Source organism: Sphingomonas tagetis (genome assembly GCF_024211275.1).
In the GTDB taxonomy this organism is placed as follows: domain Bacteria; phylum Pseudomonadota; class Alphaproteobacteria; order Sphingomonadales; family Sphingomonadaceae; genus Sphingomonas; species Sphingomonas tagetis.
The window spans coordinates 94,938-120,864 of sequence record NZ_JAMLDX010000001.1 but is presented as its reverse complement, the minus strand read 5'-3'; the positions used below and the strand labels follow the sequence as shown (position 1 = coordinate 120,864).

The 25,927-nt window shown below is 66.5% G+C and carries 28 protein-coding genes and 1 tRNA gene; 16 read left to right on the top strand and 13 right to left on the bottom strand.

Translation table 11 applies throughout. The features are described 5' to 3' along the window. Positions 1–36: 36 nt before the first annotated feature. The 4 genes from M9978_RS00630 (at position 37) to M9978_RS00615 (ending at position 4,347) form a co-directional block, all read left to right on the top strand. On the top strand, positions 37–1,806 hold the full coding sequence (locus M9978_RS00630; protein ID WP_254290856.1) for a B12-binding domain-containing radical SAM protein: 1,770 nt from the start codon (positions 37–39) through the stop codon (positions 1,804–1,806). Continuing rightward, complete coding sequence (locus tag M9978_RS00625) at positions 1,806–2,276, top strand: phosphoglycerate mutase family protein (protein WP_254290855.1); 471 nt, start codon at positions 1,806–1,808, stop codon at positions 2,274–2,276. Before M9978_RS00630 ends, M9978_RS00625 begins: the two co-directional genes overlap by 1 nt. Before the next feature lie 172 nt (positions 2,277–2,448). Further along, entirely contained in the window at positions 2,449–3,291 is an 843-nt protein-coding gene (locus M9978_RS00620) for a CsgG/HfaB family protein (protein WP_254290854.1), read from the top strand. A gap of 102 nt (positions 3,292–3,393) precedes the next feature. After that, positions 3,394–4,347 (top strand): YVTN family beta-propeller repeat protein, encoded by a 954-nt coding sequence (locus M9978_RS00615; RefSeq protein ID WP_254290853.1) that lies wholly within the window; start codon positions 3,394–3,396, stop codon positions 4,345–4,347. Here M9978_RS00615 and M9978_RS00610 read toward each other — a convergent pair. Next, positions 4,344–4,856 (bottom strand): AAA family ATPase, encoded by a 513-nt coding sequence (locus tag M9978_RS00610; RefSeq protein WP_254290852.1) that lies wholly within the window; start codon positions 4,854–4,856, stop codon positions 4,344–4,346. The genes M9978_RS00615 and M9978_RS00610 overlap by 4 nt on opposite strands. Next, positions 4,853–5,461, bottom strand: coding sequence for a nicotinamide riboside transporter PnuC (gene pnuC / locus M9978_RS00605; RefSeq protein ID WP_367305025.1), 609 nt, complete (start codon positions 5,459–5,461; stop codon positions 4,853–4,855). The genes M9978_RS00610 and pnuC overlap by 4 nt, the downstream gene beginning before the upstream one ends. A 37-nt stretch (positions 5,462–5,498) precedes the next feature. On the opposite strand from pnuC, the gene M9978_RS00600 reads away from it, so the two are divergent. The 4 genes from M9978_RS00600 (at position 5,499) to M9978_RS00585 (ending at position 7,479) form a co-directional block, all read left to right on the top strand. Further along, a complete protein-coding gene (locus M9978_RS00600; RefSeq protein ID WP_254290851.1) occupies positions 5,499–6,797 on the top strand; it encodes an FAD-dependent oxidoreductase in 1,299 nt (432 codons plus the stop codon). 113 nt (positions 6,798–6,910) lie between these two features. Continuing rightward, positions 6,911–6,987 (top strand) — tRNA-Pro (locus tag M9978_RS00595). Positions 6,988–7,034: 47 nt separating this feature from the next. After that, positions 7,035–7,211: a type II toxin-antitoxin system RelB family antitoxin gene (gene relB, locus M9978_RS00590; protein ID WP_254290850.1), complete on the top strand. Its 177-nt coding sequence runs from the start codon at positions 7,035–7,037 to the stop codon at positions 7,209–7,211. Then, positions 7,204–7,479 carry a type II toxin-antitoxin system RelE/ParE family toxin gene (locus tag M9978_RS00585; RefSeq protein WP_254290849.1) on the top strand — a complete coding sequence of 92 codons (276 nt, stop codon included), beginning with the start codon at positions 7,204–7,206 and terminating at the stop codon, positions 7,477–7,479. The genes relB and M9978_RS00585 overlap by 8 nt, the downstream gene beginning before the upstream one ends. A 175-nt stretch (positions 7,480–7,654) precedes the next feature. On the opposite strand, the gene M9978_RS00580 is transcribed toward M9978_RS00585, so the two are convergent. From M9978_RS00580 to M9978_RS00565, 4 genes are read right to left on the bottom strand one after another with little or no spacing between them, the layout of a single operon-like run. Beyond that, on the bottom strand, positions 7,655–8,761 hold the full coding sequence (locus M9978_RS00580) for a helix-turn-helix transcriptional regulator (RefSeq protein WP_254290848.1): 1,107 nt from the start codon (positions 8,759–8,761) through the stop codon (positions 7,655–7,657). 58 nt (positions 8,762–8,819) lie between these two features. After that, the gene (locus M9978_RS00575; RefSeq protein WP_254290847.1) at positions 8,820–10,094 is read right to left on the bottom strand and encodes an MFS transporter; all 1,275 of its coding nucleotides are present in this window, start codon (positions 10,092–10,094) and stop codon (positions 8,820–8,822) included. A 51-nt stretch (positions 10,095–10,145) separates the two neighbouring features. Beyond that, positions 10,146–10,358, bottom strand: coding sequence for a hypothetical protein (locus M9978_RS00570; RefSeq protein WP_254290846.1), 213 nt, complete (start codon positions 10,356–10,358; stop codon positions 10,146–10,148). Positions 10,359–10,399: 41 nt separating this feature from the next. Continuing rightward, positions 10,400–11,086, bottom strand: coding sequence for a hypothetical protein (locus tag M9978_RS00565; RefSeq protein WP_254290845.1), 687 nt, complete (start codon positions 11,084–11,086; stop codon positions 10,400–10,402). Positions 11,087–11,213: 127 nt separating this feature from the next. On the opposite strand from M9978_RS00565, the gene M9978_RS00560 reads away from it, so the two are divergent. Further along, on the top strand, positions 11,214–13,499 hold the full coding sequence (locus tag M9978_RS00560) for an ATP-dependent helicase (protein ID WP_254290844.1): 2,286 nt from the start codon (positions 11,214–11,216) through the stop codon (positions 13,497–13,499). Positions 13,500–13,564: 65 nt separating this feature from the next. Here M9978_RS00560 and M9978_RS00555 read toward each other — a convergent pair whose 3' ends face one another. The 3 genes from M9978_RS00555 to M9978_RS00545 all read right to left on the bottom strand — a co-directional run bounded on the left by M9978_RS00555 (position 13,565) and on the right by M9978_RS00545 (position 14,745). Beyond that, positions 13,565–13,876: a type II toxin-antitoxin system RelE/ParE family toxin gene (locus M9978_RS00555; RefSeq protein WP_254290843.1), complete on the bottom strand. Its 312-nt coding sequence runs from the start codon at positions 13,874–13,876 to the stop codon at positions 13,565–13,567. Beyond that, complete coding sequence (locus M9978_RS00550; RefSeq protein ID WP_254290842.1) at positions 13,873–14,178, bottom strand: ribbon-helix-helix domain-containing protein; 306 nt, start codon at positions 14,176–14,178, stop codon at positions 13,873–13,875. The genes M9978_RS00555 and M9978_RS00550 overlap by 4 nt, the downstream gene beginning before the upstream one ends. Positions 14,179–14,241: 63 nt before the next feature. Next, positions 14,242–14,745: a hypothetical protein gene (locus M9978_RS00545; protein WP_254290841.1), complete on the bottom strand. Its 504-nt coding sequence runs from the start codon at positions 14,743–14,745 to the stop codon at positions 14,242–14,244. A gap of 79 nt (positions 14,746–14,824) precedes the next feature. Here M9978_RS00545 and M9978_RS00540 point away from each other — a divergent pair, with 79 nt between their 5' ends. From M9978_RS00540 to M9978_RS00530, 3 genes are all read left to right on the top strand, one after another. Beyond that, a complete protein-coding gene (locus M9978_RS00540; RefSeq protein WP_254290840.1) occupies positions 14,825–15,238 on the top strand; it encodes a SpoIIAA family protein in 414 nt (137 codons plus the stop codon). Positions 15,239–15,646: 408 nt separating this feature from the next. Continuing rightward, positions 15,647–16,063 (top strand): DUF1801 domain-containing protein, encoded by a 417-nt coding sequence (locus M9978_RS00535; protein WP_254290839.1) that lies wholly within the window; start codon positions 15,647–15,649, stop codon positions 16,061–16,063. Further along, positions 16,060–16,458, top strand: coding sequence for a DUF1801 domain-containing protein (locus M9978_RS00530; protein ID WP_254290838.1), 399 nt, complete (start codon positions 16,060–16,062; stop codon positions 16,456–16,458). Before M9978_RS00535 ends, M9978_RS00530 begins: the two co-directional genes overlap by 4 nt. 1 nt (position 16,459) lies before the next feature. On the opposite strand, the gene trxB is transcribed toward M9978_RS00530, so the two are convergent. Further along, complete coding sequence (gene trxB / locus M9978_RS00525; RefSeq protein ID WP_254290837.1) at positions 16,460–17,431, bottom strand: thioredoxin-disulfide reductase; 972 nt, start codon at positions 17,429–17,431, stop codon at positions 16,460–16,462. Between the two features lie 147 nt (positions 17,432–17,578). Between trxB and M9978_RS00520 the strand changes: the two genes are divergently transcribed. The 4 genes from M9978_RS00520 to M9978_RS00505 are packed head-to-tail and all read left to right on the top strand — an operon-like array spanning position 17,579 to position 20,926. Continuing rightward, complete coding sequence (locus tag M9978_RS00520; RefSeq protein WP_254290836.1) at positions 17,579–18,205, top strand: peptidylprolyl isomerase; 627 nt, start codon at positions 17,579–17,581, stop codon at positions 18,203–18,205. Further along, positions 18,202–19,398: a dipeptidase gene (locus tag M9978_RS00515; protein WP_254290835.1), complete on the top strand. Its 1,197-nt coding sequence runs from the start codon at positions 18,202–18,204 to the stop codon at positions 19,396–19,398. Before M9978_RS00520 ends, M9978_RS00515 begins: the two co-directional genes overlap by 4 nt. Then, positions 19,395–20,408, top strand: coding sequence for an adenosine deaminase (locus M9978_RS00510; protein ID WP_254290834.1), 1,014 nt, complete (start codon positions 19,395–19,397; stop codon positions 20,406–20,408). Before M9978_RS00515 ends, M9978_RS00510 begins: the two co-directional genes overlap by 4 nt. Then, entirely contained in the window at positions 20,408–20,926 is a 519-nt protein-coding gene (locus tag M9978_RS00505) for a phosphoribosyltransferase (protein WP_254290833.1), read from the top strand. The genes M9978_RS00510 and M9978_RS00505 overlap by 1 nt, the downstream gene beginning before the upstream one ends. Here the strand turns inward: M9978_RS00505 and M9978_RS00500 are convergent. The 3 genes from M9978_RS00500 to M9978_RS00490 form a co-directional block, all read right to left on the bottom strand. Beyond that, entirely contained in the window at positions 20,923–21,273 is a 351-nt protein-coding gene (locus M9978_RS00500; RefSeq protein WP_254290832.1) for a response regulator, read from the bottom strand. The two genes, M9978_RS00505 and M9978_RS00500, sit on opposite strands and share 4 nt — an antisense overlap. Positions 21,274–21,314: 41 nt before the next feature. After that, complete coding sequence (locus M9978_RS00495; protein WP_254290831.1) at positions 21,315–23,699, bottom strand: response regulator; 2,385 nt, start codon at positions 23,697–23,699, stop codon at positions 21,315–21,317. 121 nt (positions 23,700–23,820) lie between these two features. Continuing rightward, entirely contained in the window at positions 23,821–25,872 is a 2,052-nt protein-coding gene (locus tag M9978_RS00490) for a M13 family metallopeptidase (protein ID WP_254290830.1), read from the bottom strand. Between the last annotated feature and the right edge of the window lie 55 nt (positions 25,873–25,927).

Below are 25,927 nucleotides of genomic sequence, written 5' to 3'. Positions count from 1 at the left end.
AATGACGTTACGGTAACGACATCAGGGGGACATGACATGACGACGCCCACCGACTTCGACTTCATCATGATCAAGCCGACGCACTATGACGATGACGGCTACCCGATCGTGTGGTTTCGCACTGTCCTGCCCTCGAATTCGCTCGCCGCGCTCAACGGCCTCGGCCGCGACGCGACGCGACGGCAGGTGCTCGGTCCGGATGTCAGGATCAACCTGACTCCGATCGACGAGTGCAACACCCATATCGATCCAGCAAAGATCGCCCGCGACGCCCGCCGCCGCGGCGCAAAGACGCTGATCGGGCTGGTCGGCGTGCAGTCGAACCAATATCCCCACGCGCTCGACCTCGCGCGCGAGTTCCGCGACGAGGGACTGCAAGTCGTGATCGGCGGCTTCCACGTCTCGGGCTGCCTGTCGATGCTCAAGGATATCCCCCCGGAAATCCAGGAAGCGCTCGACATCGGCTGCTCGATCTTCGCGGGCGAGGCCGAGGAAGGCCGGCTCGACCAGGTCTTCCGCGATGCCTGGAACGACGATCTCAAGCCGGTCTATAACTATATCAACGACTTGCCGAGCATCGCCGGCGCCCCCACGCCCTGGTTGCCCGCCGAATCGATCAAGACCTCAGCCCCCTGGTCGAGCTTCGACCTAGGCCGCGGCTGCCCGTTCCAGTGCAGCTTCTGCACGATCATCAACGTCCAAGGCCGCAAGAGCCGCTTCCGCTCGCCCGAAGACCTCGAGCTGATGATCCGCGAGAATTACGCGCAGGGGATCAAGGCCTATTTCGTCACCGACGACAATCTCGCGCGCAACAAGGACTGGGAAGCGTTCTTCGACACGCTGATCCGCCTCAAGGAAGAGGAAGGGATGGCGGTCCACCTGACGATTCAGGTCGACACCATGTGCCATCGCATCCCCGGCTTCATCGACAAGGCGGCCAAAGCCGGTGCGTGGCGCGTGTTCCTCGGGCTCGAGAACATCAACCCCGACAATCTGATCGCCGCCAACAAGCGCCAGAACAAGATCACCGAATATCGCCACATGATGCAGATGTGGCACGAGCGCGGCTGCTTCCTGCTCGCCGGCTATATCCTCGGTTTCCCCGGCGACACCAAGGAGTCGATCCTCCACGATATCGAAATCATCAAGAAAGAGCTGCCGGTCGATATCCTCGAATTCTTCATCCTCACCCCGCTGCCGGGTTCGGAGGACCATCTCGTCAAGCTCAAAAAGGGCGAGTGGATGGACCCCGACCTCAACAAATACGACCTGCACCACCGCGTCTCGACTCACCCCAGAATGTCGAACGAGGAATGGGAGGATGCGTATCAGGCGGCGTGGGACGCCTATTTCACCTGGGATCATATGGAGACGGTGGCCAAGCGCCACGCCCGCCGCAAGAACGGCAGTCCGCGCCGCGCGCTCCAATATATGAACGAGTTCCGCATGCTCTACAGTCACGAGAAAGTGCATACGCTCGAAGGCGGCGTCGTCCGCCGGAAGCGCCGCCGCTCGCGCCGCCCGGGCATGAAGATCGAGAACCCGCTGGTCTTCTACCCGCGCTACTGGGTCGGCAGCGTGGTCAAGATCGCCCGCTACGCCTTCGGCTTCTGGCAGGAGAAGCGCGTGCTCAAGAAGGTGCTCGCGGCGCAAGACCGCTGGGATTACATGGACGTGTCGATCAGCCCGCCCAATCCCGATGAGCTCGAAAGCCTCGGCCTGTTCAACGAGACGCGCGGCGGCCATGACGCGGTGGTTCGCGAAACGCGCGTGCGCCCGCCCAAGGAACAGACGGTCGCCGCCTGATGCGCCTGCTGATTGCCGCCCTCGCCGCCCTGCTCTGCGCGGGCTTCGCGCCGCCGCAGGCTGCGCCGGTCTATGTCACGCGCCATTACGACACGCCCGCTGGCGAGCGCGACCCCGACCTTCTGCCCGCCGGCACGGCGCGCGCGGACAAGCTCGCCAAATGGTTTCGCGGCAAGAAGCTCGCGGCGATCTATGTCAGCGATTTCAAGCGCACCCGCCAGACCGCCGCCCCGCTGGCGGCTATCCGCGGCATCGTGCCCGAACCCTATGACCCACGTGACACCCCCGCCATCGTCGCCCGCGCCAGAGCGGCGGGAAAGCCGGTGCTGATCGTCGGCCACAGCAACACCGTGCCCGACCTCGTCCAGCAACTCGGCGGCCAGCGCCCGGCGGATTTGAAGCATGAGGATTTCGGCGATCTGTGGACCGTGCGCGGCGGCAAGGCGAAGCACGTCAAAATCGAGCCTTGAACCGCGTTTTTCGCATGACGCCCGCCCTGCCCCTCTGGTATTAACGCCACTGGGGAGGGCGCAAGCCTTCACACTGTCAGAGCGTATCAGTTGTTCGCGTTGGCCTGTTCCGGCAAATTCGCCGGCAATGCCACGGGGCGTACATCCCGCCCCGACAAGGGAGGATCACTTCATGCGTATCGTTCGGAATCTCATCGCCGCCACCGCGCTTGCCTCGATGGCGGCCGGCCCGATCGCCGCTTCGGCGCAGACCGCGACCAGCTCGTCGGGCCGCACCTATCGCGACGGCACCACCAAGGGCGCCTCGTCGGGTCGCCGCGACCAGGAGCGCGGCCAGCGCGAGATTCCGCGCTGCACCCGCAACCTCGGCACCGTTGCGATCGTCGAGCCCGACAATCAGTGGTGGCGCGAATTCAACCTCGGCAGCCCGGAAGCGGTGCTCAAGGTGTTCGTCCAGCAATCGGGCTGCTTCACCATCGTCAACCGCGGCCGCGCGATGCAGAGCCGCGCGATGGAGCGCGCGATGCAGGAGCAAGGCGAAATGCAGCGCGGCCAGAACATCGGCAAGGGCCAGGTCCGCACCGCCGACTATTTCCTCCAGCCCGACATCGTCTCGGGCAACCGTGACTCGGGCGGCAGCGCCGTGGGCGGCGCGATCGGCGGCATTCTCGGCCGCCGCGGCGGCATCCTCGGCGGCGTCGGCGCGATCGCCGGCGGGCTGAAGATCAGCAAGAAGGAAGCCAGCGTCACCCTCTCGATGGTCGATGCCCGCACCACCGAGGAAAAGGCGCTGACCGAAGGCTATGCGCGCAAGACCGATGTCGGCTTCGGCGCGGGCGGCGGCGCCGGCTGGTGGGGCGGTTTCGCCGCGGCCGGCGGCGGCGGCTATCAGAACACCGAGATCGGCCAGGTGATCGTGCTCGCCTATCTCGACGCGTACATCAAGCTGGTCGACCAGCTCGGCGGCCTGCCGGACGATGCCGCCGCGGCGGCCCCGCCCGCCACGCGCCGCTGATCAAGGCGTCACGATGAAAAATGGGCCGGGGCGGCGACGCTCCGGCCCTTTTCTTTCGCCGCCACCGCGCTAGCCTCCCGGCATCGCAACCGGGAGACACCCATGCGCCGCCTGATCCTCGCCGCAATCGCCTTGTCCGCCTGCACCCCGCCCGCCACGGCGCGCGACCTGCTGCTGGTCGGTAACAAGGGCGAGGACACGCTCGGCATCTACGATCTCGCCACTGGCAAGGAGCTGGCGAAGATCCCGACCGGCAACCAGCCGCACGAGATCGCGGTGATGGGCGACGGCACGCAGGCGGCGGTGGTTTCCTATGGCGGCACGACGATCGACGTCATCGACCTCGACCCGCTCGGCAAGATCGCGACGATCGCGCTCGACCCCAACAAGCGCCCGCACGGCCTGCTCTGGATGCCCAAAAGCGAGCGCCTGATCGCCACCACCGAAGCCAGCCAGTCGGTCGCGATCGTCGAGCCGGACGGCAAGCTCACCTCGATCGCGACCGGCCAGCAGGGTTCGCACATGGTCGCACTGCTCGGCGAGGAAAAGGCGTTCGTCGCCAATATCGGCTCGGGCACGGTCACCGCGCTCGACCTCATCAAGAACGCCAAACTCGCCGACATCGCCGTGGGCGGCAAGCCGGAGGGGATCGCGGTCGCCGGCGGCAAGGTCTTCGTCGGCGACCTCGACGCGCCCCGCCTCACCGTGCTCGACGCCGCCACCCATGAAAAGCTCGCCGAGCTGACCGTAGACGGCAACGCGATCCGCGTCATCGCCAGCCCCGACGGCAAGACCGTCGCCACCAGCAATATCGGCAAGGGCAGCGTCACGCTGATCGACGCCGCGACGCACCGCGTGCTGCGCAACTTCCCCGTCTCGGGCAGTGCCGAGGCCGGTCAGGTCACGCTGATCTGGTCGGCGGACGGCAAGCGCCTCTACGCCGCCGAAACCGCCCGCAATCAGGTCGCCGAGATCGATGCCGAAGCGGGCAAAGTGCTCCGCCGCATCACCGTCGGCAAGAATGGCGACGGGCTGGCGGTGACGAAAATCCCTTAAACGCCCTCGACCGCCCGCAACACGCTCGCCCACCGCGCCTCGCCCTCGCCGCGCACCAGCGCCCAGCGCACCCCGCGCCGCTCCAGCTCGGCCCGCGACAGATCGAAGAACCGCCGTCGCGCGTCCGGCGATCCGAACAGCCGCGTCCCGTCCGCCACCCACGGCAAATCGATATCGAACAGTAGATACAGGTCCGCCATGCCCTGCCACGCATCGAACCACGGATCGCGCTGCCCGAACAGCATGTCCGCCCACACCGCCGTCATCAGCGGGTCGGTGTCGAGGATCAGCGGTTCGATCCCCGCCGCCAGCATGGTCCGCACCCCGGCATCATGCGTCTTGGCGATCTCCAGCAGATCGCCCATCGTGAAGTCCGTCCCGCGCGCCTCGGCATATTCGCGGCCATATTCCTCGACCACCTCGCCGCCCAGATACGCCGCCAGCCGCGGCGCGATCGCCGACTTGCCCGTGCTCTCGGGGCCGTGGAGGCAGATCGTGCGAAACGTCATGCCACCGCCCTATGCCGCGCCGACGCGCGATGCCAGTCGATCAGCCCCCACAACGATAGCCCCAGCAGCACCACATAGACGCCCGCGGTAAACCACAGCCCGCGCACCGCGAACAACGGCACCGCGACCACATCAACCGCGATCCACAGCACCCAATTCTCGAGGATGCGCCGCGAGAGCAGCAGCTGCGCCGCCACGCTGGTGATCGCCACCCCCGCGTCCCACCACGGCAGCGACGCGTCCGTGAATCGGTGCATCAACGCGCCCCACCCCCAGATCGCCACCCCGCATCCCGCCAGCCACGCCGCTCGTGCCGGCCAGCCAAGCGTCAGCACCACCACTTCGCCAGCATCGACCTGCGAGCGCCGCCAGTTGACCCAGCCATACAGGTTGAGCACCAGGAAAAATCCCTGAAGCAGCATGTCGCTGTACAGCTTCGCCCCGAAAAACAGGAAGGCGTAGAGCGCCACCGCCACGATCCCGAACGGATAGTTCCACACGCTGCGCTTCGCCACGAGCGCGATGTTGATCAGCACCAGCAGCGCCGCGAGGATCTCGACCGGGTTCACGCTCCACGCCATGCCGCACTTGCCCTCCCCCGCCAAGCCGCTACGCTCCTCTGAAAATAGCGGGAGGGTCTGCATGCGTCATATCGCGGTGATCGGATCGGGACCGGCCGGCTATTATACCGCCGAGGCTGCACAAAAGCAGTTCGGCGATCAGGTCCGCGTCGACATCATCGATCGCCTGCCGGTCCCGTTCGGCCTGATCCGCACCGGCGTCGCGCCCGATCACCAGTCGATCAAGGGGGTCTCGCGCCGCTACGAAACCACCGCGCTGAGCGAGAATGTCCGCTTCGTCGGCAACATCACCATCGGCGAGCAGGTGTCGATCCCCGAATTGCTCCAGCTCTACGACGCCGTTGTCCTCGCCACTGGCGCGCCGCGCGACCGCCCGCTCGACATCCCCGGCGCCGACCTGCCCGGCGTCACCGGCAGCGCCGCCTTTGTCGGCTGGTACAACGGCCATCCCGACTTCGCCGATCTGAACCCGTCGCTGCACGGCCCCGGCGCGGTCGTGATCGGCAACGGCAATGTCGCACTCGACGTCGCGCGCGTGCTTGCGAAGACCCAGGCCGAGTTCGCCGGCAGCGACATTGTCGGCCACGCGCTCACCGCACTCGACGGCGCGAAGGTCGAGACGATCACCCTGCTCGGCCGCCGCGGCCCGCACCAGATCAACATGACGCCCAAGGAACTTGGCGAGCTCGGCGAACTCCAGCGCGCCGCCCCGGTGATCGACCCCGCCGACCTCCCGCCCGAACTCGACGACGCGATGCTCGAACCCGGCCACCGCAAGTCGGTCACCCATTTGCGCCACTTCGCCGCCGCGCATGTCGAAAAGCCGGTGCACATCGTGTTCGACTTCTACGCCATGCCCGTCCGCATCGAAGGCGACGGCAAGGTCGAGCGCGTGATCGTCGAGCGCACTCGGCTGGACGAGCGCGGCGCCGCGGTCGGCACCGGCGAGACTTATGCCGTCCCCGCCAGCCTGGTCGTGTCGTGCATCGGCTATCGCACGCCGCCGATCGAGGGCGTGCCCTATGACGACCGCGCCGGCCGCTTCGCCAATGCCGAAGGCCGCGTGTTGCCTGGCCTCTATGCGGTCGGCTGGGCGCGGCGCGGCCCCACGGGCACGATCGGCACCAACCGCCCCGACGGCTTCGCGATCGTCGAGAAGATCGCCGAGGACACCGAACCCAACAGCCGCAAGCGCGGCCGCGCCGGCCTCGACGCGCTGCTCGAATCGCGCGGTGCCGATGTCGTCACCTTCCGCGACTGGCAGAAGATCGAAGCCGCCGAGATCGCCGCCGCCCGCGACGGCGCCCCGCGCGAGAAATTCACCAGCATCGACGCCATGCTCGCCGCGCGCAGCAGCTGAAAAATCCCTGGCGTTGAGTGCTTGCGCGCCGCGATACGGCTGGCTATAGGCCCCGCTCCAAGCGAAAGCCGGTCCGCCCAACCCGGGGCATTTCAAAGGACTTGGCACTCCGTCGGGGAGTAGCTCAGCCTGGTAGAGCACTGCCTTCGGGAGGCAGGGGCCGGAGGTTCGAATCCTCTCTCCCCGACCACATTCGCCCAACTTGTCGTCCACCCCGGCAGCGGGTATATTGCCCGAATGGGAAAGCTCGATCCAATCTACTCGGAGTTCGAGACCGAGGAAGACGCGCAAGCCTATGACAAATGGTTTCGCGCGCAGGTCGAGGCCGCACTCAACTCCACAGAACCCGATATTTCTCACGAACAGATGAAGGCCGAAATCCGCGCTATCATCGAAAAACACGGCGGTGCGTAAGCTCACATGGGCTTCCGAAGCCCGACGCGACCTGCGGGACCTCTTCATCTTCGTATCGGAGCGCAATCGAGCCGCGGCAGAACGGCTTGAGCAATTGATCGTCGAGGGTGCCGAACGCGCTGCGTCGCTTCCATTCGCTTATCGTTCTGGCCGCCAACCCGGCACACGCGAAGCGATCGTGCATCCCAATTACATAATCGTCTATCACGTCAACGAAGATCGGGTGCGCATTCTGCGCGTCCTGCACGCCCGCCAGCTTTACCCCTGACCGCTAGCCGTAAAGGGCGCAGGACGGCGTTACGCTGCCACCCTGCGCCCCACGGGAGCCCGAAAACTCCCGGCGTAGCCGTCCGACGGCGTGCAACGGCCGGACCTCAGCATGATGCCTTTTATGCTGCATCGCCGCATCCCCCAAGCGGGGGATATGCGTCCAACCGAGCCCTTTAAGCGAGAATTACCGCCAGCACGCGCACCAGCGCCGCCTCGCCGTCCGCGCCGGTCTTGGCATAGAGCGACTTGATCTGCCCGCGCAGCGTCTCCACGGTCACGCCGCGCTCGGCGGCGATCTCGCCGCGCGGCTTGCCTTCGAACAGGCGGATCGCAATGTCCGCCTCCGCGCTGGTCAGGCCATAGATCGCTGCGAGGAACGCCATCACGCCGGCACGGTCGCGGCGCGGCTGCCGGGCGACCAGGATGGCGTGCGGCAGCCGCCCGAGCGACCAGGGCCGCGGCGGCAGCCGGAACCCTTCGAGAAACAGCGGCGCCCGCCCCGCCGGCAGGTCGATGCGCAGCTGCACATGCGCCGTCCCGTCGTCCGCGGTCAGCGCCGCGATCGCGCGGCTCAGCGGCCAGGGCATACCCGGCGCATGGGGCACGCCGTCGCGCAGGTAGACGTCGCCGGCACGCAACCGCTCGTCCGCCGCTGCCGTGTGCGCGAGCAACTGCCCGCGCGCGTCGATGATGAACGCGGTCAGCGCGAGCGCGTCGAACGCCCCGGCCAGCAGCATCGCCTGCTGCCCTTCGAGCCGTTCCTGCAGCCGCACCGCGCGCCGCGCCGCCGCCGCCGCCCGTGCGAAAGTCCGCCGCTGCGCTGGCGTGGTGCGCCCCTCGCGCCGTTTGCGCAGCGTCGCCAGCCCGATCAGCCCCACCCCGTCGAGCACCAGATTGGTCTGGCAGCCATGCGGGATGTCGATCGCGTCGCAAAAGTCGACATAGCTGCGCGACGCCAGCCCCGGCGTGACCGAGTCATAATGATCCTCGTGCAGCACCGGATCATAATGGCCGCGCATCAGCGAACTGGCGTTGGCGGCAACACGAAAATTGACGTCCGCGCCATAGCCACCGGCCTCGACCAGCTCGTCCATCGGCCAGCCATCCGAATTGGTGATCAGGTTGAACGGCACGTCGCGCGCGCCGCCGATCCCGATCAGCTGGCCGTGCGACGCGCCGGTGCGGCTCGCCATCAGGTCGAGCGACTCCATCCACCGGTGCGGCTCGAGCGCCGCCGCCATGAAGACATCGTCCCAGTCCGGGGAATTGGCCGCTCGCACCCTTGCCTCGATTCCAGCTTCTTGAGGAAAAATGCGAAGAACGATCCGTTAAGGCAAGTCAATCCGCAGTTTCAGCCGCTTGGCGGCGAAGTGCGACCAGCGCGATCAAACTGAGCAGCCCGGCCGCGCTCAGATACCAGCCGACCGGTGCCAGCCCGCCCCGCAGCGCCAGCGCCTGCGCGATCAGCGGCGTCAGCCCGCCGCCGATCACGCCGGCGATGTTGAACGTCATCGACGCGCCGGTGTAGCGCACGCGCGGCGGGAACAGCCCGGGCAGCCATGCGCCGAGCGGACCATAGACGAAGCCCATCGCGAACAGCAGCAGCGACAGGAACACGAACACGCCCGGCAACCCCGCGCCCATCAGCGGCGCGATCGTGAACCCGCTCAGCGCGACCAGCACGCACCCGCCCGCCAGCACGCGGCGCGGATCGAACTTCGCATCGGCAAGCCACGCCGCAAAATAGATGCCGCCCGCCATGAACAGGATCGCGGCCAGCTGGCACCCCAGAAAGTCGCGCATCGAATAACCCAGCGTCTTGGTCCCCCAGCCGAGCAGGAATGCCGTCGCGATATAATAGACCGCGAAACAGCACACCGCGCCGATCGTCCCCCCGAGCAGCGCGCTGCCATGCTTGGAGACGACCTCGCCCAGCGGCACCTTGGGCGGCGGCGCTTCGGCCAGGCTCGCCTTGAACTCGGGCGTCTCGGTGAGCTTGAGCCGCACCCACAGCCCCACCGCGACCAGCCCCGCCGAAAGCAGGAACGGAATCCGCCAGCCCCAGTCGGCAAACTCCGCCGGCGTCATCATCAGCCCGAGCAGCAGGAACAGCCCATTGGCGGCGATGAACCCCGCCGGCGCACCCATTTGCGGCGCCGCGCCGAACCGCGCGCGCCAGCCCGGCGGCGCATTCTCCACCGCCAGCAACGCCGCCCCGCCCCATTCGCCGCCCAAGCCAAAGCCCTGCCCGAAGCGCAGCACGCACAGCGCCAGCGGCGCGATCCAGCCCGCCATCTCATAGGTCGGCAGGAACGCCACCAACGTCGTCGAAAGCCCCATCGTCAGCAGCGACGCGACCAACGTCGCCTTGCGCCCGATGCGGTCGCCATAATGGCCGAACACCGCCGCCCCCACCGGCCGCGCGAAGAACGCCACCGCCAGCGTCGCGAACGCCGCCATCTGCTGCACGCCGGGGTCGCCCTTGGGAAAGAAGATCTGCCCGAACACCAGGCTCGCGGCGGTGGCGTAGATGTAGAAATCGTAGAATTCGATTCCCGTGCCGACAAAGCTCGCCCACAGCGCGCGCCGCTGCCGTGCCCGATCCGCGTCCATCATGCCCCCTCCGAAATTATCGGACGGCTTTCCGCTACGTCAGCGGTGAGGTCAATCCTTCGCGGTGCCGCAGGTGGTGCGGATCACCTGAATCACTTTGCCCATATTGTCCTTGATCTCCTTGCGCCCGGCCTCGCACGGCTTTTTCTGCGGCTGTCCCTCGAACGCGCCGGTGCGCCAGCCGGCCCACGCGACGATCACTGCCAGCGCGACGATCAGCGCGATCCGGCGCGGGGTGAAGCGGCCCTTGAGCTTGTCGATCATGACGCCGCATGTCGGCGCTCACCCGGCCCGCGTCAACGCCCTCAGAAGGTGAACTGCACGAACACCCGCGGCCCCGACGGCGCGCCGTCGCCCTTCAGCCGCTCCAGCCACGCCAGCCCGATCTCGACCTCGCGCTCGTCGCCAAACTCATGCTCGAACGTCACGCTCGGCCCGGCATAGTGACCAAGCCCGAACTCACCACCCAGCCGCACCGCCTGCCCCGAAGCCTCGATCCCCACGAACAGTCCGCCGACATCGCGCTGCACCGAAGCCGAATAGGCCAGCCCTGTCCCCCGCTCGCCATCCTCGCGCATATGCCGCAGCATCGCATTGCCCTGCAGCCACCAGCCGCCGCGCTGCACCTCGACGATCCCGCGCGCTTCCAGCCCCGACACGCGCCCGCCGCGGTCCACTGCCACCTCGCCCATCAGCCCGAGGCCCACCGGCACATCCCCGGGATCGGCAAAGCGCCACATCACCACCGCCGAAGCTTCCTCGAACACCAGCCCTTCGCGCGGCCCCTCGAACTCCGCCTCCGCCCCGATCACGAGCATGTCCGAAACCCCGAACAGCAGCTCCAGCCCCTGCTCGCCCTCGCCGCCGAAATCGCCCAGCCATTCCAGCTGCACCTCGCCCCCGCCCGGCTCCAGCTGATCCAGCGACTCCGGCCCCTGCGCCAGCACGGGCGATGCGAACAACAAGGCGGCAATAGCGATGAGTTTCTTCATGGCCCGCGCCCCTGACCACCCCAACCGCGCCCGTCCACCCCGTTACCCGCCGTTCCGCCCGTTCGCCCCAAAACCATACCCGAACGCGAAACTTGCCCGCGCCGCCCGCGTTCCCTAACTGTTCGCCATGACTCTGCCTGCGCCTAGCCCCGACGACCCCCCGTACATCCGCGGCCTCAACGAACCGCAGCGCGAGGCCGTGCTCACCACCGACGGCCCGGTCCTCGTCCTCGCCGGCGCCGGCACCGGCAAGACCGCCGCGCTCACCGCCCGCCTCGCGCACCTGCTATGGACCCGCCGCGCCTACCCGTCGGAAATTCTCAGCGTCACCTTCACCAACAAGGCCGCGCGCGAGATGAAAGAGCGCGTCCGCAATCTCGTCGGCGACGCGGTCGAGGGCATGCCCTGGCTCGGCACGTTCCACGCGATCGGCGCCAAGATGCTACGCCGCCACGCCGAACTCGTCGGGCTCCAGTCCAACTTCACCATCCTCGACACCGACGACCAGCTCCGCCTGCTCAAGCAGCTCATCGTGGCCAACGATCTCGACGAGAAACGCTGGCCCGCCCGCCAGCTCGGCGGCCTGATCGACCAATGGAAGAACAAGGGCCTCACGCCGCAGATGCTCGACGCCGGCGACTCCGAGCAATTCGCCAACGGCAAGGGCCAGTCGCTCTACCAGCAATATCAGGACCGCCTGCGCGCGCTCAACGCCTGCGACTTCGGCGACCTGCTGCTCCACATGCTCACCATATTGCGCACGCACCGCGACGTGCTCGAACAGTATCAGCAGCGCTTCCGCTACATCATGGTCGACGAATATCAGGACACCAACAGCGTCCAGTATCTCTGGCTCCGGCTGCTCGCGCAGGAGCGCAAGAACATCTGCTGCGTCGGCGACGACGACCAGTCGATCTACAGCTGGCGCGGCGCGCAGGTCGAAAACATCCTCAAGTTCGAAAAGGACTTCCCCGGCGCCAAGGTCATCCGCCTGGAACAGAATTACCGCTCCACCCCCCACATCCTCGCCGCCGCCAGCGGCGTCATCGCCAACAACTCCGGCCGCCTCGGCAAGGAGCTGTGGACCGAGGCCGACAGCGGCGAAAAGGTCCGCGTCATCGGCGTATGGGACGGCCCGGAGGAGGCCCGCCGCGTCGGCGAGGACATCGAATCCGCCCGGCTCCGCGAAGGCAAGAGCCTCGAAGCCTTCGCCATCCTCGTCCGCGCCCAGCACCAGACGCGCGAGTTCGAAGACCGCTTCATCGCCATCGGCCTGCCCTATCGCATCGTCGGCGGCTTCCGCTTCTACGAGCGTGCCGAGATCCGCGACGCGCTCGCCTATCTCCGCCTCGTCCACCAGCCCGCCGACGACCTCGCCTTCGAACGCATCGTCAACGTCCCCAAACGCGGCCTCGGCGACAAGGCGATCGCCCGCATCCACCAGCTCGCCCGCGCCGAGGGCCTCCCGCTCCTCACCGCCTCAGCCCGCATCCTCGACACCGACGAGCTGACCCCGCAAGCCCGCCGCGCGCTCGGCAGCTTCGTCGGCGACATCGCCCGCTGGCGTGACATGGCGAGCCAGCTCCCCCATGCCGAGCTCGCGCGCCAGCTGCTCGACGAAAGCGGCTACACCGCCATGTGGCAGGCCGACCGCACCGCCGAAGCCGCCGGCCGCCTCGAAAACCTGAACGAGCTCGTCCGCGCGATGGAGGAATATGAATCGCTCGGCGCGTTCCTCGAACACGTCAGCCTCGTCATGGACAATGACGCCAGCGCCGACGAGCCCAAGGTCACCATCATGACCATCCACGCCGCCAAGGGCCTCGAATTCGACACCGTCTTCCTCGCCGGCTGGGAGGAAGGCCTGTTCCCCTCGCAACGCGCCCTCGACGAAGGCGGCCTCGCCAGCCTCGAGGAGGAACGCCGCCTCGCCTATGTCGCGATCACCCGCGCCCGCCGCCTAGCCACCATCCTCCACGCCGCCAACCGCCGCATCTACGGCCAGTGGACCAGCAGCATCCCCAGCCGCTTCGTCGGCGAGCTGCCCAAGCCGCATATCGACGAGGAATCCACCATGACCGGCGGCGCGTCGCTATGGCGAGCCAACTGGAGCGAACACGCCGACCCCTTTGCGAACGTGGGCAGAGGCACCGGCCGAGGCCCCGGCTGGCAACGCGCCGCCGCGCCCAGCTCCAGCTTCACCACCGCCCCCAAACGCATCGTCGAAAGCCGCGCCAGCGCCGTCAGTCTGGGCAACAAGGGCCGCGACGACCTGTCGCTTGGGCTGCGCGTCTTCCACCAGAAGTTCGGCTATGGCGAAATCGTCGAGATCGAAGGCAACAAGCTGGAGATCGAGTTCGAAGCGGCGGGTAGGAAGCGGGTGATGGATAGCTTCGTCAGCATCCCCGCCTGACCCCAACCCGTCACCCCGGCCTTGAGCCGGGGTCCAGCTTCTTCTTCAACGCGACAGGAAGCGGCTCACAGCCCGCCCTCAAACGCCCCCGCCAGATCCCGCCCGCCATAAGACACGCCGACGATCCACACCGCATCATCGTCCACAATATACCCGATCACCACCCGCCGCTCGAACGACAGCGTCCGCAACCCTGGCATCAGGTCATCGCGGGGCGTCCCCCGCAACGGGAAGGTACCGAGTTTCTCGCACTGCGCCTTGATCCGCTGGGCAAAGCGATAGGCGACATGCGGATCGGCCTCACTCGCCACGTACCGATAAAGATCGAGCAATTGCGCCTGAGCAGCGTCGGAATACCCGACTCGATAGCGCCTCATTCGCCGCGCAATGTCCTTGCGTGGAGCGCGTCGAGCCGCGTTTGAACTTCCTCCGGCGAATAGAGCCGCGCCTTCCCCTCACGCACCCGCTGCGCCTCCGGCACGACTTCTTCCCGCAGCCATTTCTCGACCGCCGGATCGCGCAACAATTCGTCGTCCCGCTCCGCCAACGCGCGCAACCCGTCCTCGATCACCGCGCTAACGCTTGCATACTCGCCTGTGCTCACACGCGCCTCTACGGCATCGGCGATATCCTCGGGCAGTTCGACTGAAAGGCGGCGGGTAGAGTCCAATGCGATCATCCTCGTTCGCAGACCGGTGGATTCAATCGAAGAACCAATAAATAGCACAATGCGGACCGCGATCTAGAACTTGAAAATACGCTCGGCGATCTTCGGTGGAACCAAGAACTGTTTCCAATCTGCTGGATACACCAGGTAGCCTGGAATGCCTCCGCCAAGACCGAATGCGGCTGCACCCATATGAAGTGCTACGAAGCGATGCGCTCCATCAACAATCTGATCTTGTGCCGGGCCGCCGCCTTCTCGGCAAACGATTATTGGCTTGAGCTCCGTTTGAATGGTGTGGTTCTCAAGATGATCCATGTCCACGGCACCCGTCTGGATCAATCGGGCCGCACGCTCATAGTCTAGCGGAAATGCACCGACCTCAATGTTGGCTTCGACCCAAGGCCGCATCGCAGATATATTAAAATACCTCGGCTCACCATTATCAGTCCGTTCAAGCCGATATATCTCCGTTCCGCGACCTGCTTCCAACTCCGCCCGAAGGATTTTTTGAACCGTCTGATTTGACAGTTTCCAGTTCAATTCTCGCTTGGCTTTTCGCCGATCGTACCGGGTCGTCATTGTGGCCTCCACCCGATGCGGAGAATGTGAGAAGCAGCTCCGCTCGACAAGCCGCAGGGAAATATTGAAAACGAAAGCTGTGGATATTGAGATCAACAGTGCCGCTCACCTTCACCCAACCCACACCCCGCGCGCTATCGCTATCACCGCCGAGGGCCATTTCACCGCCGCCGACATCGCGCCCGCGCTTGAGCGCATGGCCGCGGTCCTCGACGCCGCGCCGCACCTCGACATCCTCGCCGATGTCCGCGGCTCGCCCTCGGTTTCGCTCGGCGCGGTCGGGGCGGAGCTCAGCCACTGGCCGCTCCTCATCCGCCTGATCCGCGCGATCGATCGCGTCGCGATCGTCGCCGACGCGCAATGGGTCCGCACGCTCAGCCGGATCGAGGGCGCGCTGATCCCCGGCGTCCATTACGAAGTCTATGAACGCAAGGACGAAGCCCACGCCCGCGCCTGGCTGCTGCGTGAGATCGACCACCCCAGACCCAGCTAAGTCCTCCCCCGGAGGGGGAGGGGGACCGCGCCTGCGCGGTGGAGGGGTAGGTCGCCACAAGCGACCGGCCCGCGAGCGGAGGCTACCCCTCCGTCATCGCTCCGCGATGCCACCTCTCCCTCCGGGACAAGGAATTGGACACAAGCCACGCCCGCAAAACAACTTTCCTACACCCTCCGATCCGGCCTAGCCTCCCGCCGCCAGCCACAGCCGGAACCACCCGATGCCAGCCCGCGCCCTCCCCCCGCAAACCCCGTCGCCCAAGTGTCGCGTCACTGTCGCCGCACTGTCGCGCCACTGTCGCGTTCCCGTCGCGTCGCGGTCGCAAACCCGTCGCCTCGCAGTCGCTTCGGCCCGACAACCCTGCAAAACTGTCAACTTCGTCAACCTGCCCGGCAGCATCCCCGCATGACCGACCCCGACAAGCCCGTCCTCCTCTCCGGCGGCAACCCGCAGATCGCCAAGGGCGACGGCGACGCCCCGGTGCAGGCCTACATCGACGCCATGCCCGGCTGGAAACACGCGGTCGGCCGCCAGCTCGACGCGCTCATCGAGCTGACCGTCCCCGGCGTGCGCAAGGCGGTCAAATGGAACTCGCCCTTTTACGGCGTCGCGGAAAAGAGCTGGTTCCTCGTCTTCCACTGCTTCGACCGCTATGTGAAGATCACCTTCTTCCGCGGCCAGTCGCTCTTGCCCGTCCCGCCGGTCGCGTCGAAGAGCGGCGACACCCGCTATTTCCACATCCACGAAACCGACGATTTCCCCACGGCCCAGCTCGCGTCGTGGATCGAACAGGCGGCCAGACTGCCGGGAGAACGCCTATGACCGACCCCACCCCCTCCGAACGCATCGACGCCCGCCTCGCGGCCCTCGGTGACTGGCGCGGCGCCACCCTCGCCCGTCTGCGCCGCCTGATCCACGAAGCCGACCCGCAGGTCGAGGAAACCGTCAAATGGGTGAAGCCGACCAACCCGCACGGCGTGCCGGTGTGGGAGCATGCCGGCATCCTGTGCACCGGCGAGGTCTATAAGGGCTACGTCAAACTCACCTTCGCCAACGGCGCCGCGCTGCCCGATCCGGCCAACATCTTCAACGCCAGCCTCGAAGGCGGCACCCGCCGCGCGATCGACCTGAAAGAGGGCGAGGACGTCGACCCGCAAGCCTTCAAAACGCTGGTCGAAGCCGCCGTCGCCCACAACCTCGCGAAGAAGAAGCGATGAGCTACTCCGCCGCCTCGGCCACCGCCTCGAAATCGGCTTCGGCCAAGAAGCGCTCGGCATCGAGCGCCGCCATGCAGCCCGTGCCCGCCGCGGTGATCGCCTGACGGTACACCTTGTCCATCACGTCGCCGCACGCGAACACGCCCGGCACGCTGGTCCGCGTCGTCCCCGTCTCGACCTCGATATAGGAGTCCGAATCCAGCTTCAGATGCCCGCGGAACAGCTCGGTCGCCGGATGATGCCCGATCGCCACGAACCCGCCCTCGACCTCGATCTCGGAGAGTTCGCCAGTGACCGTGTCCTTCAGCCGCAATGCTACCAGCCCCTCGGGATCGCCGCCGCCGACGAACTCGACCACTTCCTTGTTCCACAGCGTGGTGATCTTGGGATTGGCGAACAGCCGGTCCTGCAGGATCTTCTCGGCGCGCAGGCTGTCGCGGCGATGGATCAGCGTCACGTCATGACTATGGTTGGTCATGTACAGCGCTTCCTCGACCGCGGTATTCCCGCCGCCGATCACCGCGACCTTCTTGCCGCGGTAGAAGAAGCCGTCGCAGGTGGCGCATGCTGAAGCGCCCTTGCCCTTCATCGCCTCCTCGCTGTCGAGCCCCAGCCACTTGGCCTGGGCCCCGGTCGCGATCACCAGCGTATCGCCGAGATACACCGTCCCGCCATCGCCGACCATGCGGAACGGCCGGCTGGAGAGGTCGACCTCGACGATCGTGTCGTACATCATCTGCGCCCCGACATGCTCGGCTTGCGCCTGCATCTCCTCCATCAGCCACGGCCCCTGGATCACCTCGCGGAAACCGGGATAGTTCTCGACATCGGTGGTGGTCATCAGCTGCCCGCCGGGCTGGATGCCCTGCACCACGATCGGCGACAGGCCGGCGCGCGCGCCATAGATGGCGGCGGACAGGCCGGCCGGCCCGGAACCGAGGATCAGCATGCGGGTGGAGTGGGTCGCGGTCATTTCAAATCCCTGTTGGCGGCCCCGCATCTAGTGGGGCGAGGCCGACAAAGGCAACATGGGTTGTGGTCTGGAAAGACACCACAAAAGCGATTCTGTTGTGGACGAAAGCCGGTTGCGGCCAGTGCCGGCTTGCGCGAAGCTGCCCCCATGACCATCCGCCGCACCCTGCTCGCCGCCGCCCTGCTCGCGCCTTTGGCCGCACTCGCCCAGACCGCGCCAGCACCCGCACCGCCCCCGGTCGCCAAGCCGGCCACCGCCAAGGTCGCCATCGAAACCTCACTCGGCCGCATCGTCCTGGAACTGGAGACCGAACGCGCCCCGATCACCGCCCGCAACTTCCTGCGCTACGCCGACCAGAAGCGGCTCGACGGCGCCTTCTTCTACCGCTCGGTCAGGGTGCAGGACAAATTCGGCTTCATCCAGTTCGGCGCCGACAGCGATCCCAAGCGCGTCCTCCCGCCGATCGCCCATGAGCCCACTACCAAGACCGGCGTGAAACACGTCAACGGCGCCATCTCCACCGCCCGCCTCGCCCCCGGCACCGGACGCAGCGAGTTCACCATCAGCGTCGGCGACCAGCCCTCGCTCGACGCCGACCCGACCAAGCCCGGCGACAATCTGGGCTATGCCGCGTTCGGCAAGGTGATCGAGGGGATGGAGGTGGTGTGGAAGATCCTCGATTCCACGACGTCGCCGACCAAGGGCGAAGGCGTGATGAAAGGCTCGATGCTCGACCCAAAGGTCAAGATCGTCAGCGTCCGCCGCCTGCCATGAAGCGTTTCCCGGTCCTCGCACTGCTGGCCCTTGCCAGTTGCACCGCACCCCAGGCCAAGCCAACCGAACCGCAACCGCCCCGCCCGCTCCACCACCGCCTGCTGACGCTCGACACGCATCTCGACACGCCGGTATGGTTCGCCAACCCGCACTGGAAGTTCGGCGACCGCCACGACTGGCGCACCGATCTGGCGCAGGTCGATCTCGGCCGGATGGAGACCGGCGCGCTCGATGGCGGCATGTTCGTCGTTTATACCCGCCAGGGGCCGGTCACCCCACAGGGCTTTGCCGACGCCAAAGCGTTCGCATTCAAGCGGCTCGATGAAATCCACCGGACGATGGCTACTTATCCCAGCCGGATCGAACTCGTCACCACCGCCGACCAGGCAATTCGCGCCGACAAGGCTGGCCTGCGCTTCGCCTTCATCAGCATCGAGAACAGCTACCCGCTGGGCGACGACCTGTCGCTGCTCCGCACCTTCTATGACCGCGGCGTGCGCATGGCGGGGCCGGTGCACTCCAAGGACAACCAGCTCGCCGACAGCGCGACCGGCGCGGCGACGTGGAAGGGCCTCTCGCCGCTGGGCCGCAAATGGGTGGTGGAGATGAACCGGCTCGGCATGGTCATCGACGGCAGCCACTCGTCCGACGCCGCATTCGACCAGATGCTGGCGATGTCGAAAACGCCGATCATCCTCTCGCATTCCGGGCCGAAGGCGATGTGGGATCACAACCGCAACATCGACGACGCCCGCATCCGCAAGCTCGCCGCGAAGGGCGGCGCGGTGTGCATGAACAGCGTGTTCCTGACCAAGATGGTCTACACCGACGAACGCAACCGGCTCGACGCGCTGGTCGAGAAATTCCCGACCCTCTCCGCGGCCGAGCAGGCAAGGATCACCGCCGAGGTCCGTGCGCTCGACAAAACCGCGCCGGTGCAGGACACCGATTTCGAGAATTTCATGCGCAACCTGTTGCATCTGCTCAAGGTCGCCGGACCGGACCATGTCTGCATGGGCGCCGACTGGGACGGTGGCGGCGGGGTGCGCGGGTTCGAGGACATCACCGCGCTGCCCAAGGTGACCGAGCGACTGGTCGCGGCGGGTTATTCGGAGAAAGACCTCGCCAAGTTCTGGTCGGGCAACGTGCTGCGCATCCTGCGCGCCGCCGACGCGGCGAAGGCGAAGCGATGAACGAGCTGTCGGCTTTCATCACTGGCTTGCCCAAGGCCGAGCTGCATCTGCACATCGAGGGGAGCCTCGAACCCGAGCTGATGTTCGCGCTGGCCAAGCGCAACAAGGTCGCCATCCCGTTCGAAAGCGTCGAAGCGGTGCGAGCGGCCTACAATTTCTCCAATTTGCAGGACTTTCTCGACATCTATTACGCCGGTGCCGACGTGCTGCGCGTCGAACAGGATTTTTACGACCTTGCCGACGCCTATTTCGCCCGCGCCTCGGCGGACGGCGTGGTGCATGCAGAAATCTTCTTCGATCCTCAGACGCACACCGATCGCGGCATCCCGTTCCAGGTCGCTGCGGACGGCCTGCTCGCGGCGATGCGCGACGCCGAACACAGGCACGGCGTCACCTCGAAGCTGATCCTCTGCTTCCTCCGTCATCTCGACGAAGCCGCCGCCTTCGCCACGCTCAAGGCGGCGGAACCGTGGCTCGACCGCATCGCCGGCATCGGCCTGGACAGCTCCGAAGTCGGCCATCCGCCCGAAAAATTCGCTCGCGTCTTCGCCGCCGCCGGCGACATGGGCCTCAAACGCGTGGCGCATGCCGGCGAGGAAGGGCCCCCCGACTATGTCTGGCAGGCGCTCGACCTGCTCAACATCGACCGCCTCGACCATGGCAACCGCAGCCTCGAAGACCCCGCGTTGGTCCGCCGGCTCGTCGAGGAAGGCATGACGCTCACCGTCTGCCCGCTCTCCAATCTCAAGCTGTGCGTGGTGCCGGACATGGACGCGCACCCGATCGACCGCATGCTCGCCGAAGGCCTGCGCGCCACGATCAACTCCGACGACCCGGCCTATTTCGGCGGCTATGTCGCGGACAATTACCGCGCGGTGGCGGCCGCGCGCGGCCTCGGCAAGGCCCAGCTCGCCACCCTCGCCCGCAACGGCTTCACCGGCTCGTTCCTCGATGACGACGCCAAGGCAGCGCATCTCGCCCGGCTCGACGCCTATGTGGCGGCCCATTGATGCCCGTCTTCACGCCGATCCCGCACGAGCAGTTCGTCGCCGACGTCCTTGCCATCGCTGCCGCGCTTCACGCCGACCGCCAGTGGAAGCCCGACTTCATCATCGGCATCGGCCGCGGCGGCCTCGCGCCCGCGGTCTATCTCAGCCATGCGACCGGCATGTCGATGCTCTCGGTCGATCACAGCAGCCAGGTCCACGACTTCGCCGACGCCCCGCTCGAACGCCTCGCCGCCCGCACCCGCGCGGGCGAGAGACTGCTGTTTCTCGACGACATCAACGACAGCGGCGCGACCATCGCCAAGCTGCGCGCCAAGCTCGCCGCAGCAGGCGCGGACATGGCCGGCATCCGCTTCGCCACCTTGCTCGACAACATCGTGTCGAGCCAGCGGGTCGAATATCGTGCGCGCGAGATCGACCGCACGGTCACCAAGGACTGGTTCGTCTTTCCGTGGGAAGCGGTCGCCCCTGCCGCCTCGATCGCGGCGGATGCGGCCGAAGTGCCGCAGCGGATCGCCTAGAGCGCCGCCAGCGCCTGCTCGACCGCGTCCATCGTGAACGGCTTGGCCAGCACGGGGCGGCCCTGATGCGCATCGACGATGGTGTCGCCGCTGCCGCCAGTCGCGACGATGAACGGAATCCCTGCCTCCGCCAACGCGTCGGCGATCGGCCAGCTCTTCTCGCCGCCAGTAAGGTTCACGTCGAGGATCGCGGCATCGACACCGCCCGCCTCCACGATCGGCAGCGCGCTCGCCACGCTGTCCGCGGTGCCGGCAACTTCCTTGCCCAGCAAATCCAGAAAGTCCTCGATCATCATCGAGATCAACGGTTCGTCCTCGACGATCAGGATACGCTGCGGCACGGTCATGGGGCCGTTATGTGCCGGAGAAACCGTTCCCGGCCAAGCACTTATTTCGCTGCCAAAACGGCCCGCGCTGCCTCGGCAAGTTGCTGGACGGAAAAGGGTTTCGGCAGGAACGCGACGTTGTCGAGATCGATCGACTTGCGCAGCTGCTCCTCAGCATAGCCCGACATGAACAGGATCGGCAGGTCAGGATAACGCTTTCGGACGTGCCGCACCATCGTCGGTCCGTCCATGCTCGGCATCACCACGTCGGAGATCAGCAGGTCGGGCCGGCCGGTCTTCTCAAGCAGTTCGAGCGCCGCCTCGCCATTCTCCGCGGTCAGCACGGTATAACCCTGCCGCGCCAGCGCCCGCTCGGCGACCGCACGCACCATCGCCTCGTCCTCGACCAGCAGCACGGTGCCGCTGCCCCACAGATCGCCTTGCACGGCCTTGACCGGCACTGCCTTGGCCGGCGCCTCGGTCGCGGTGTGGACAGGCAGATAGATGGTGAACACCGCGCCGCGCCCCTTGGGACTCTCGGCGAAGATATAGCCGCCCGACTGCTTGATGATGCCATAGACGGTCGACAGGCCGAGCCCGGTGCCCTTGCCCACTTCCTTGGTGGTGAAGAACGGCTCCCAGATGTGCGCCAGCACCTCGGCCGGAATCCCCGACCCGGTGTCGCTGATGCGCAGCGCGGTATAGTCTCCGACCGGCAGCACATCGTCGTCCATCGCGCGAACCTCGTGCGCCGGAACGTTCAGCGTCTCGATCGTCAGCGTGCCGCCGCCATTGGGATTCTTCGCCAGGATCGCATCGCGCGCGTTGACCGCGAGATTGACCGCCACCTGCTCGAGCTGCCCCGGATCGGCGCGCACCGGTCCCAGATTGCGGCCGTGATTGACCACCAGCTCGACCGTCTCACCCAACAGCCGCTTGAGTAGGTTGGAAACTTCGGAGATCACATCGGGCAGCTGCAGCACCTGCGGCCGCAGCGTCTGCTGGCGCGAAAAGGCCAGCAACTGCCGCGTCAGCGCCGCCGCACGGTTCGAATTGAGCAGGATCTGCTGGATGTCGTCATAGTCGCTGTCGCCCGGCGCATGGCGCATCAGCATCAGGTCGCAATGCCCGATCACCGCGGTCAGGATGTTGTTGAAGTCGTGCGCGACGCCGCCTGCGAGCTGGCCGACCGCCTGCATCTTGGTCGCCTGCGCGACCTGACGCTTGAGCCGCCCCTCTTCACCCGCGTCGCGCAGCGACAGCATCACCGCCGCCTCGCCAAGGCCACGCGCGGCGGCGATCGACACCGACACCGCTTCGTCCGGCACTTCGGCAAAGCGCACCGTCATGTCCATCGAATGCGCCGCACCCGCCGCGAAACGGCGGATCGCGTCGGCCAGCGCCCCCTTGTCCTCGCGCACGACCAGATCGCCGGGATAGAGCGGCGGGTTGGCCGGGTTGACATGCGAGGCGCGGACGAACGCATCGTTCATGTGCACGAACCGCCCATCGCCGCCGACCAGCGCGATCCCCGCCGGCAGCAGCGAGATCAGCGAGCGGACATGCGCGGTCGCGCTGTCGCCGATCGCCGGGTGCGGCATCGCCAGTTCCTCGTCGAGCAGCGCGACCAGCATCGGCGCATTCTCGCCGTCGAGGAAGGGAATCTCCAGCACGCGCAGCGGCGTGCCGCTCGTGCCTTCGCGCTCGAACCGCACGATCCCGAAATTGTCGGTAGTCAGGAAGCGGGTGAAGTCGCGCCCCTCGATCATCGCGCGCTCATCACCCATCGCGCGCACCCGCAGCACGCGGTTCGCGGCGCGCACGCGGCCATCGGCGCCGAGCAGCGCGATCATGATCCCCGCCATGCCGAGCCGATCGCCGGACAACCCCGCCACCAGCGCCTGTGCCTGCTTGGCGAGATCGGTGACGTCATGCCCGACGAAGCGCCACACCAGCATCGCATCGCTGACGCGCTGGATATGCGCCGTCAGCTTGGTCCCGGCGGCATCGAACGCGCCGCTCGACGCGCTGCCGTCGCGCCACGCCGCGCGGCCCGCGGTGCCGAGCTGTGCTGCCGCCCAGTCGCCCACCACCAGATTGGGCGGCGCCGGATAACCTGGAAACAGCGTGCCGAAGCGCTCATTCGCGCACACCAGCCGCCCCGCTCGATCAGTCACCGCCAGCCCGTCGCTGCTCATCGAGGCGAGCGCATGCGCTACCGACCAGTCGATCGCCGGTTCGTCGGTCGCAGAGCCAGGCGCCAGCCGCGCGAACAGCCAGACGGCGCCGATGACCACCAGCGCCGCCGCGCCGAACCCCGCCGCAAGCACAGGCGAGCCAATAACGGTCAGCACGATCGCCGCAGCGGCCACCGCCACGGCCGCCGCGACGATCATCGGGACGGCCGCTGGAAGGCGCTCGGTTTCGGATGCCGCATGTGAAGCCATGACGTTCTTTCCCGGCCAGCGGGAGCAGCGTCAAGCATTCGCTCGCGGCGAGGCGATATTCCCCTCGATCGTCATCCCGCCCTTGCGGGAATGACGACCAAGCGTTGTTCCAAGCTGTCCGTTACCAGATCCGCACGCGCTTCGCGGGCTCCAGATACAGCTTCTGCCCGGCCTTGGGCTGGAACGCGGCGTACCAGGGGTCGAGGTTGCGCACGACCCAGGCGCGCTGGGTCGAGGGCGAATGCGGATCGGTCAGCAGCCGCGCGCGCAGATTCGCCTCGCGGTAATTGCGCCGCCAGATCTGCGCCCAGCCGAGATAGAAGCGCTGATCCGCGGTGTAGCCGCCCACCACCGGCGCCTTCTTCCCGCCCAGCGAATGCTTGTAAGCGTCATAGGCGATCGTCAGCCCTGCAAGGTCGCCGATATTCTCGCCCAGCGTGAACTCGCCCTTCACATGCTCGCCCGGCAGCGCCTCATAGGCGTCATATTGCGCGACCAGCGCCTTGCTGGCCGTCTCGAACGCCTTGACGTCGGCCGGAGTCCACCAGTCACGCAGCGCGCCCTTCTCGTCATATTTCGCGCCCTGATCGTCGAAATGGTGACTGATCTCATGGCCAATGACAGCGCCGATGCCGCCATAATTCACCGCCGGATCGGCCTTGGGGTCGAAGAAGGGCGGCTGCAGGATCGCGGCCGGAAACACCACTTCCATCATGCCGAAATTGGCATAGGCGTTCACGGTCTGCGGCAGCATGCCCCATTCCCATTTGCGCACCGGGCTGCCGAGCTTGTCGAGCATATAGGCATAGTCGAACTGGTTCGACCGCACCGCGTTGCCAAACAGGTCGTCGGTCTTGACCTCCAGCCCGGCATAGTCACGCCACTTGTCAGGATAGCCGACCTTGACGGTGAAGTTCTTGAGCTTGGCCTTGGCGCGCGCCTTGGTCTGCGGCTGCATCCAGTCGAGTCCGTCGATCCGCCGGCCCATCGCGTCGAGTACGTTGGCGACCAGCTTGTTCATCTCCGCCTTGTATTCGGGCGGGAAATATTTCGCGGCATATTCCTTGCCGACGGCATCGCCCAGCGCGCCCTCGGTGAAGCTGACCGCCCGCTTCCAGCGCGCCTCACGCTGCGGCGTGCCCTGCAGCACGGTGCCGTAAAAGGCGAAATTCTCGTTCGAGATCGCGTCGGGCAGATAGTTGGACAGCCCGTCCAGGCTGCGCAACAGCATCTGGTCCTTCAGCACCTCGACCGGCGCCTTGTCGAGGATGCCGGCAATGCCCTTGAACGCAGTCGGCTGGTTGATCAGCACTTCCTTGATCCGGGGGCTCAGCGCCACGAGGATCTTGGTCAGGTCGAGCGTCGAGCTTGAGAATTGGTCGACCTGTCCCAGCGTGAACTTGTTATAGGTCTTGGCCGCGTCGGATGAATCCTCGCGCGTCCACTGGACCTTGGCGATTTCGGTTTCCATCTCCATCACCGCTGCAGCGCGCGCCGAGGCATTGTCCTCGCCCGCCAGCTCGAGCATCTTGGCCAGATGCGCGACATAGGCGGTACGGATCGACTTCATCTTGTCATTGTCGACCAGATACATGTCGCGATCAGGCAGTCCGGTGCCGCCCTGCGACATCGTGAAGATGTAATTCTCGGGCAGCTTGTCGTCTTGCCCGACATACCCGCCGAACGGCCCGGCGATCCCCATCTTGGTCGCCTCGACGACCAGTTCGGCGTAATCCCGGCGGTCGCTCATCGCCTTGACCTTGCCCAGCCACGGCTGGATCGGCGCGAGCCCGCGATATTCGACCGCGGCGGTGTCGAGATAGCTCGCATAGGCGCGGCCGACCATGCTCGACCCGTCATCCTTCACCGCGTCGAGAATGCCCTTCACCCGCTCCTTCGACAGATCGTCGAGCGCGGTGAACATGCCATAGTTCGATTTATCGGCGGGGATCGGCGTGCTCTTCGCCCATACGCCGTTGGCAAAGCCGTAAAAGTCGTCGCCCGGCGCAACGGTCTTGTCCATGCCCTTCTCGTCGAACCCGAACGCGCCGAGTTGCGGCTTGGAGCCGGTTTCGGCAGGCACCGCCGCAGGGGCTTCGCGCGCGGAAAGGGCGGTCGCGGTGCCGGCAATAGCGGTGCCGGCCAGCAGAACGGAAGCAACGAAAAGACGCATGTCAGGAACCTCGACGAGCGGGGGATTTCAGAATGGGCAGCTGTATTGCGCCGAT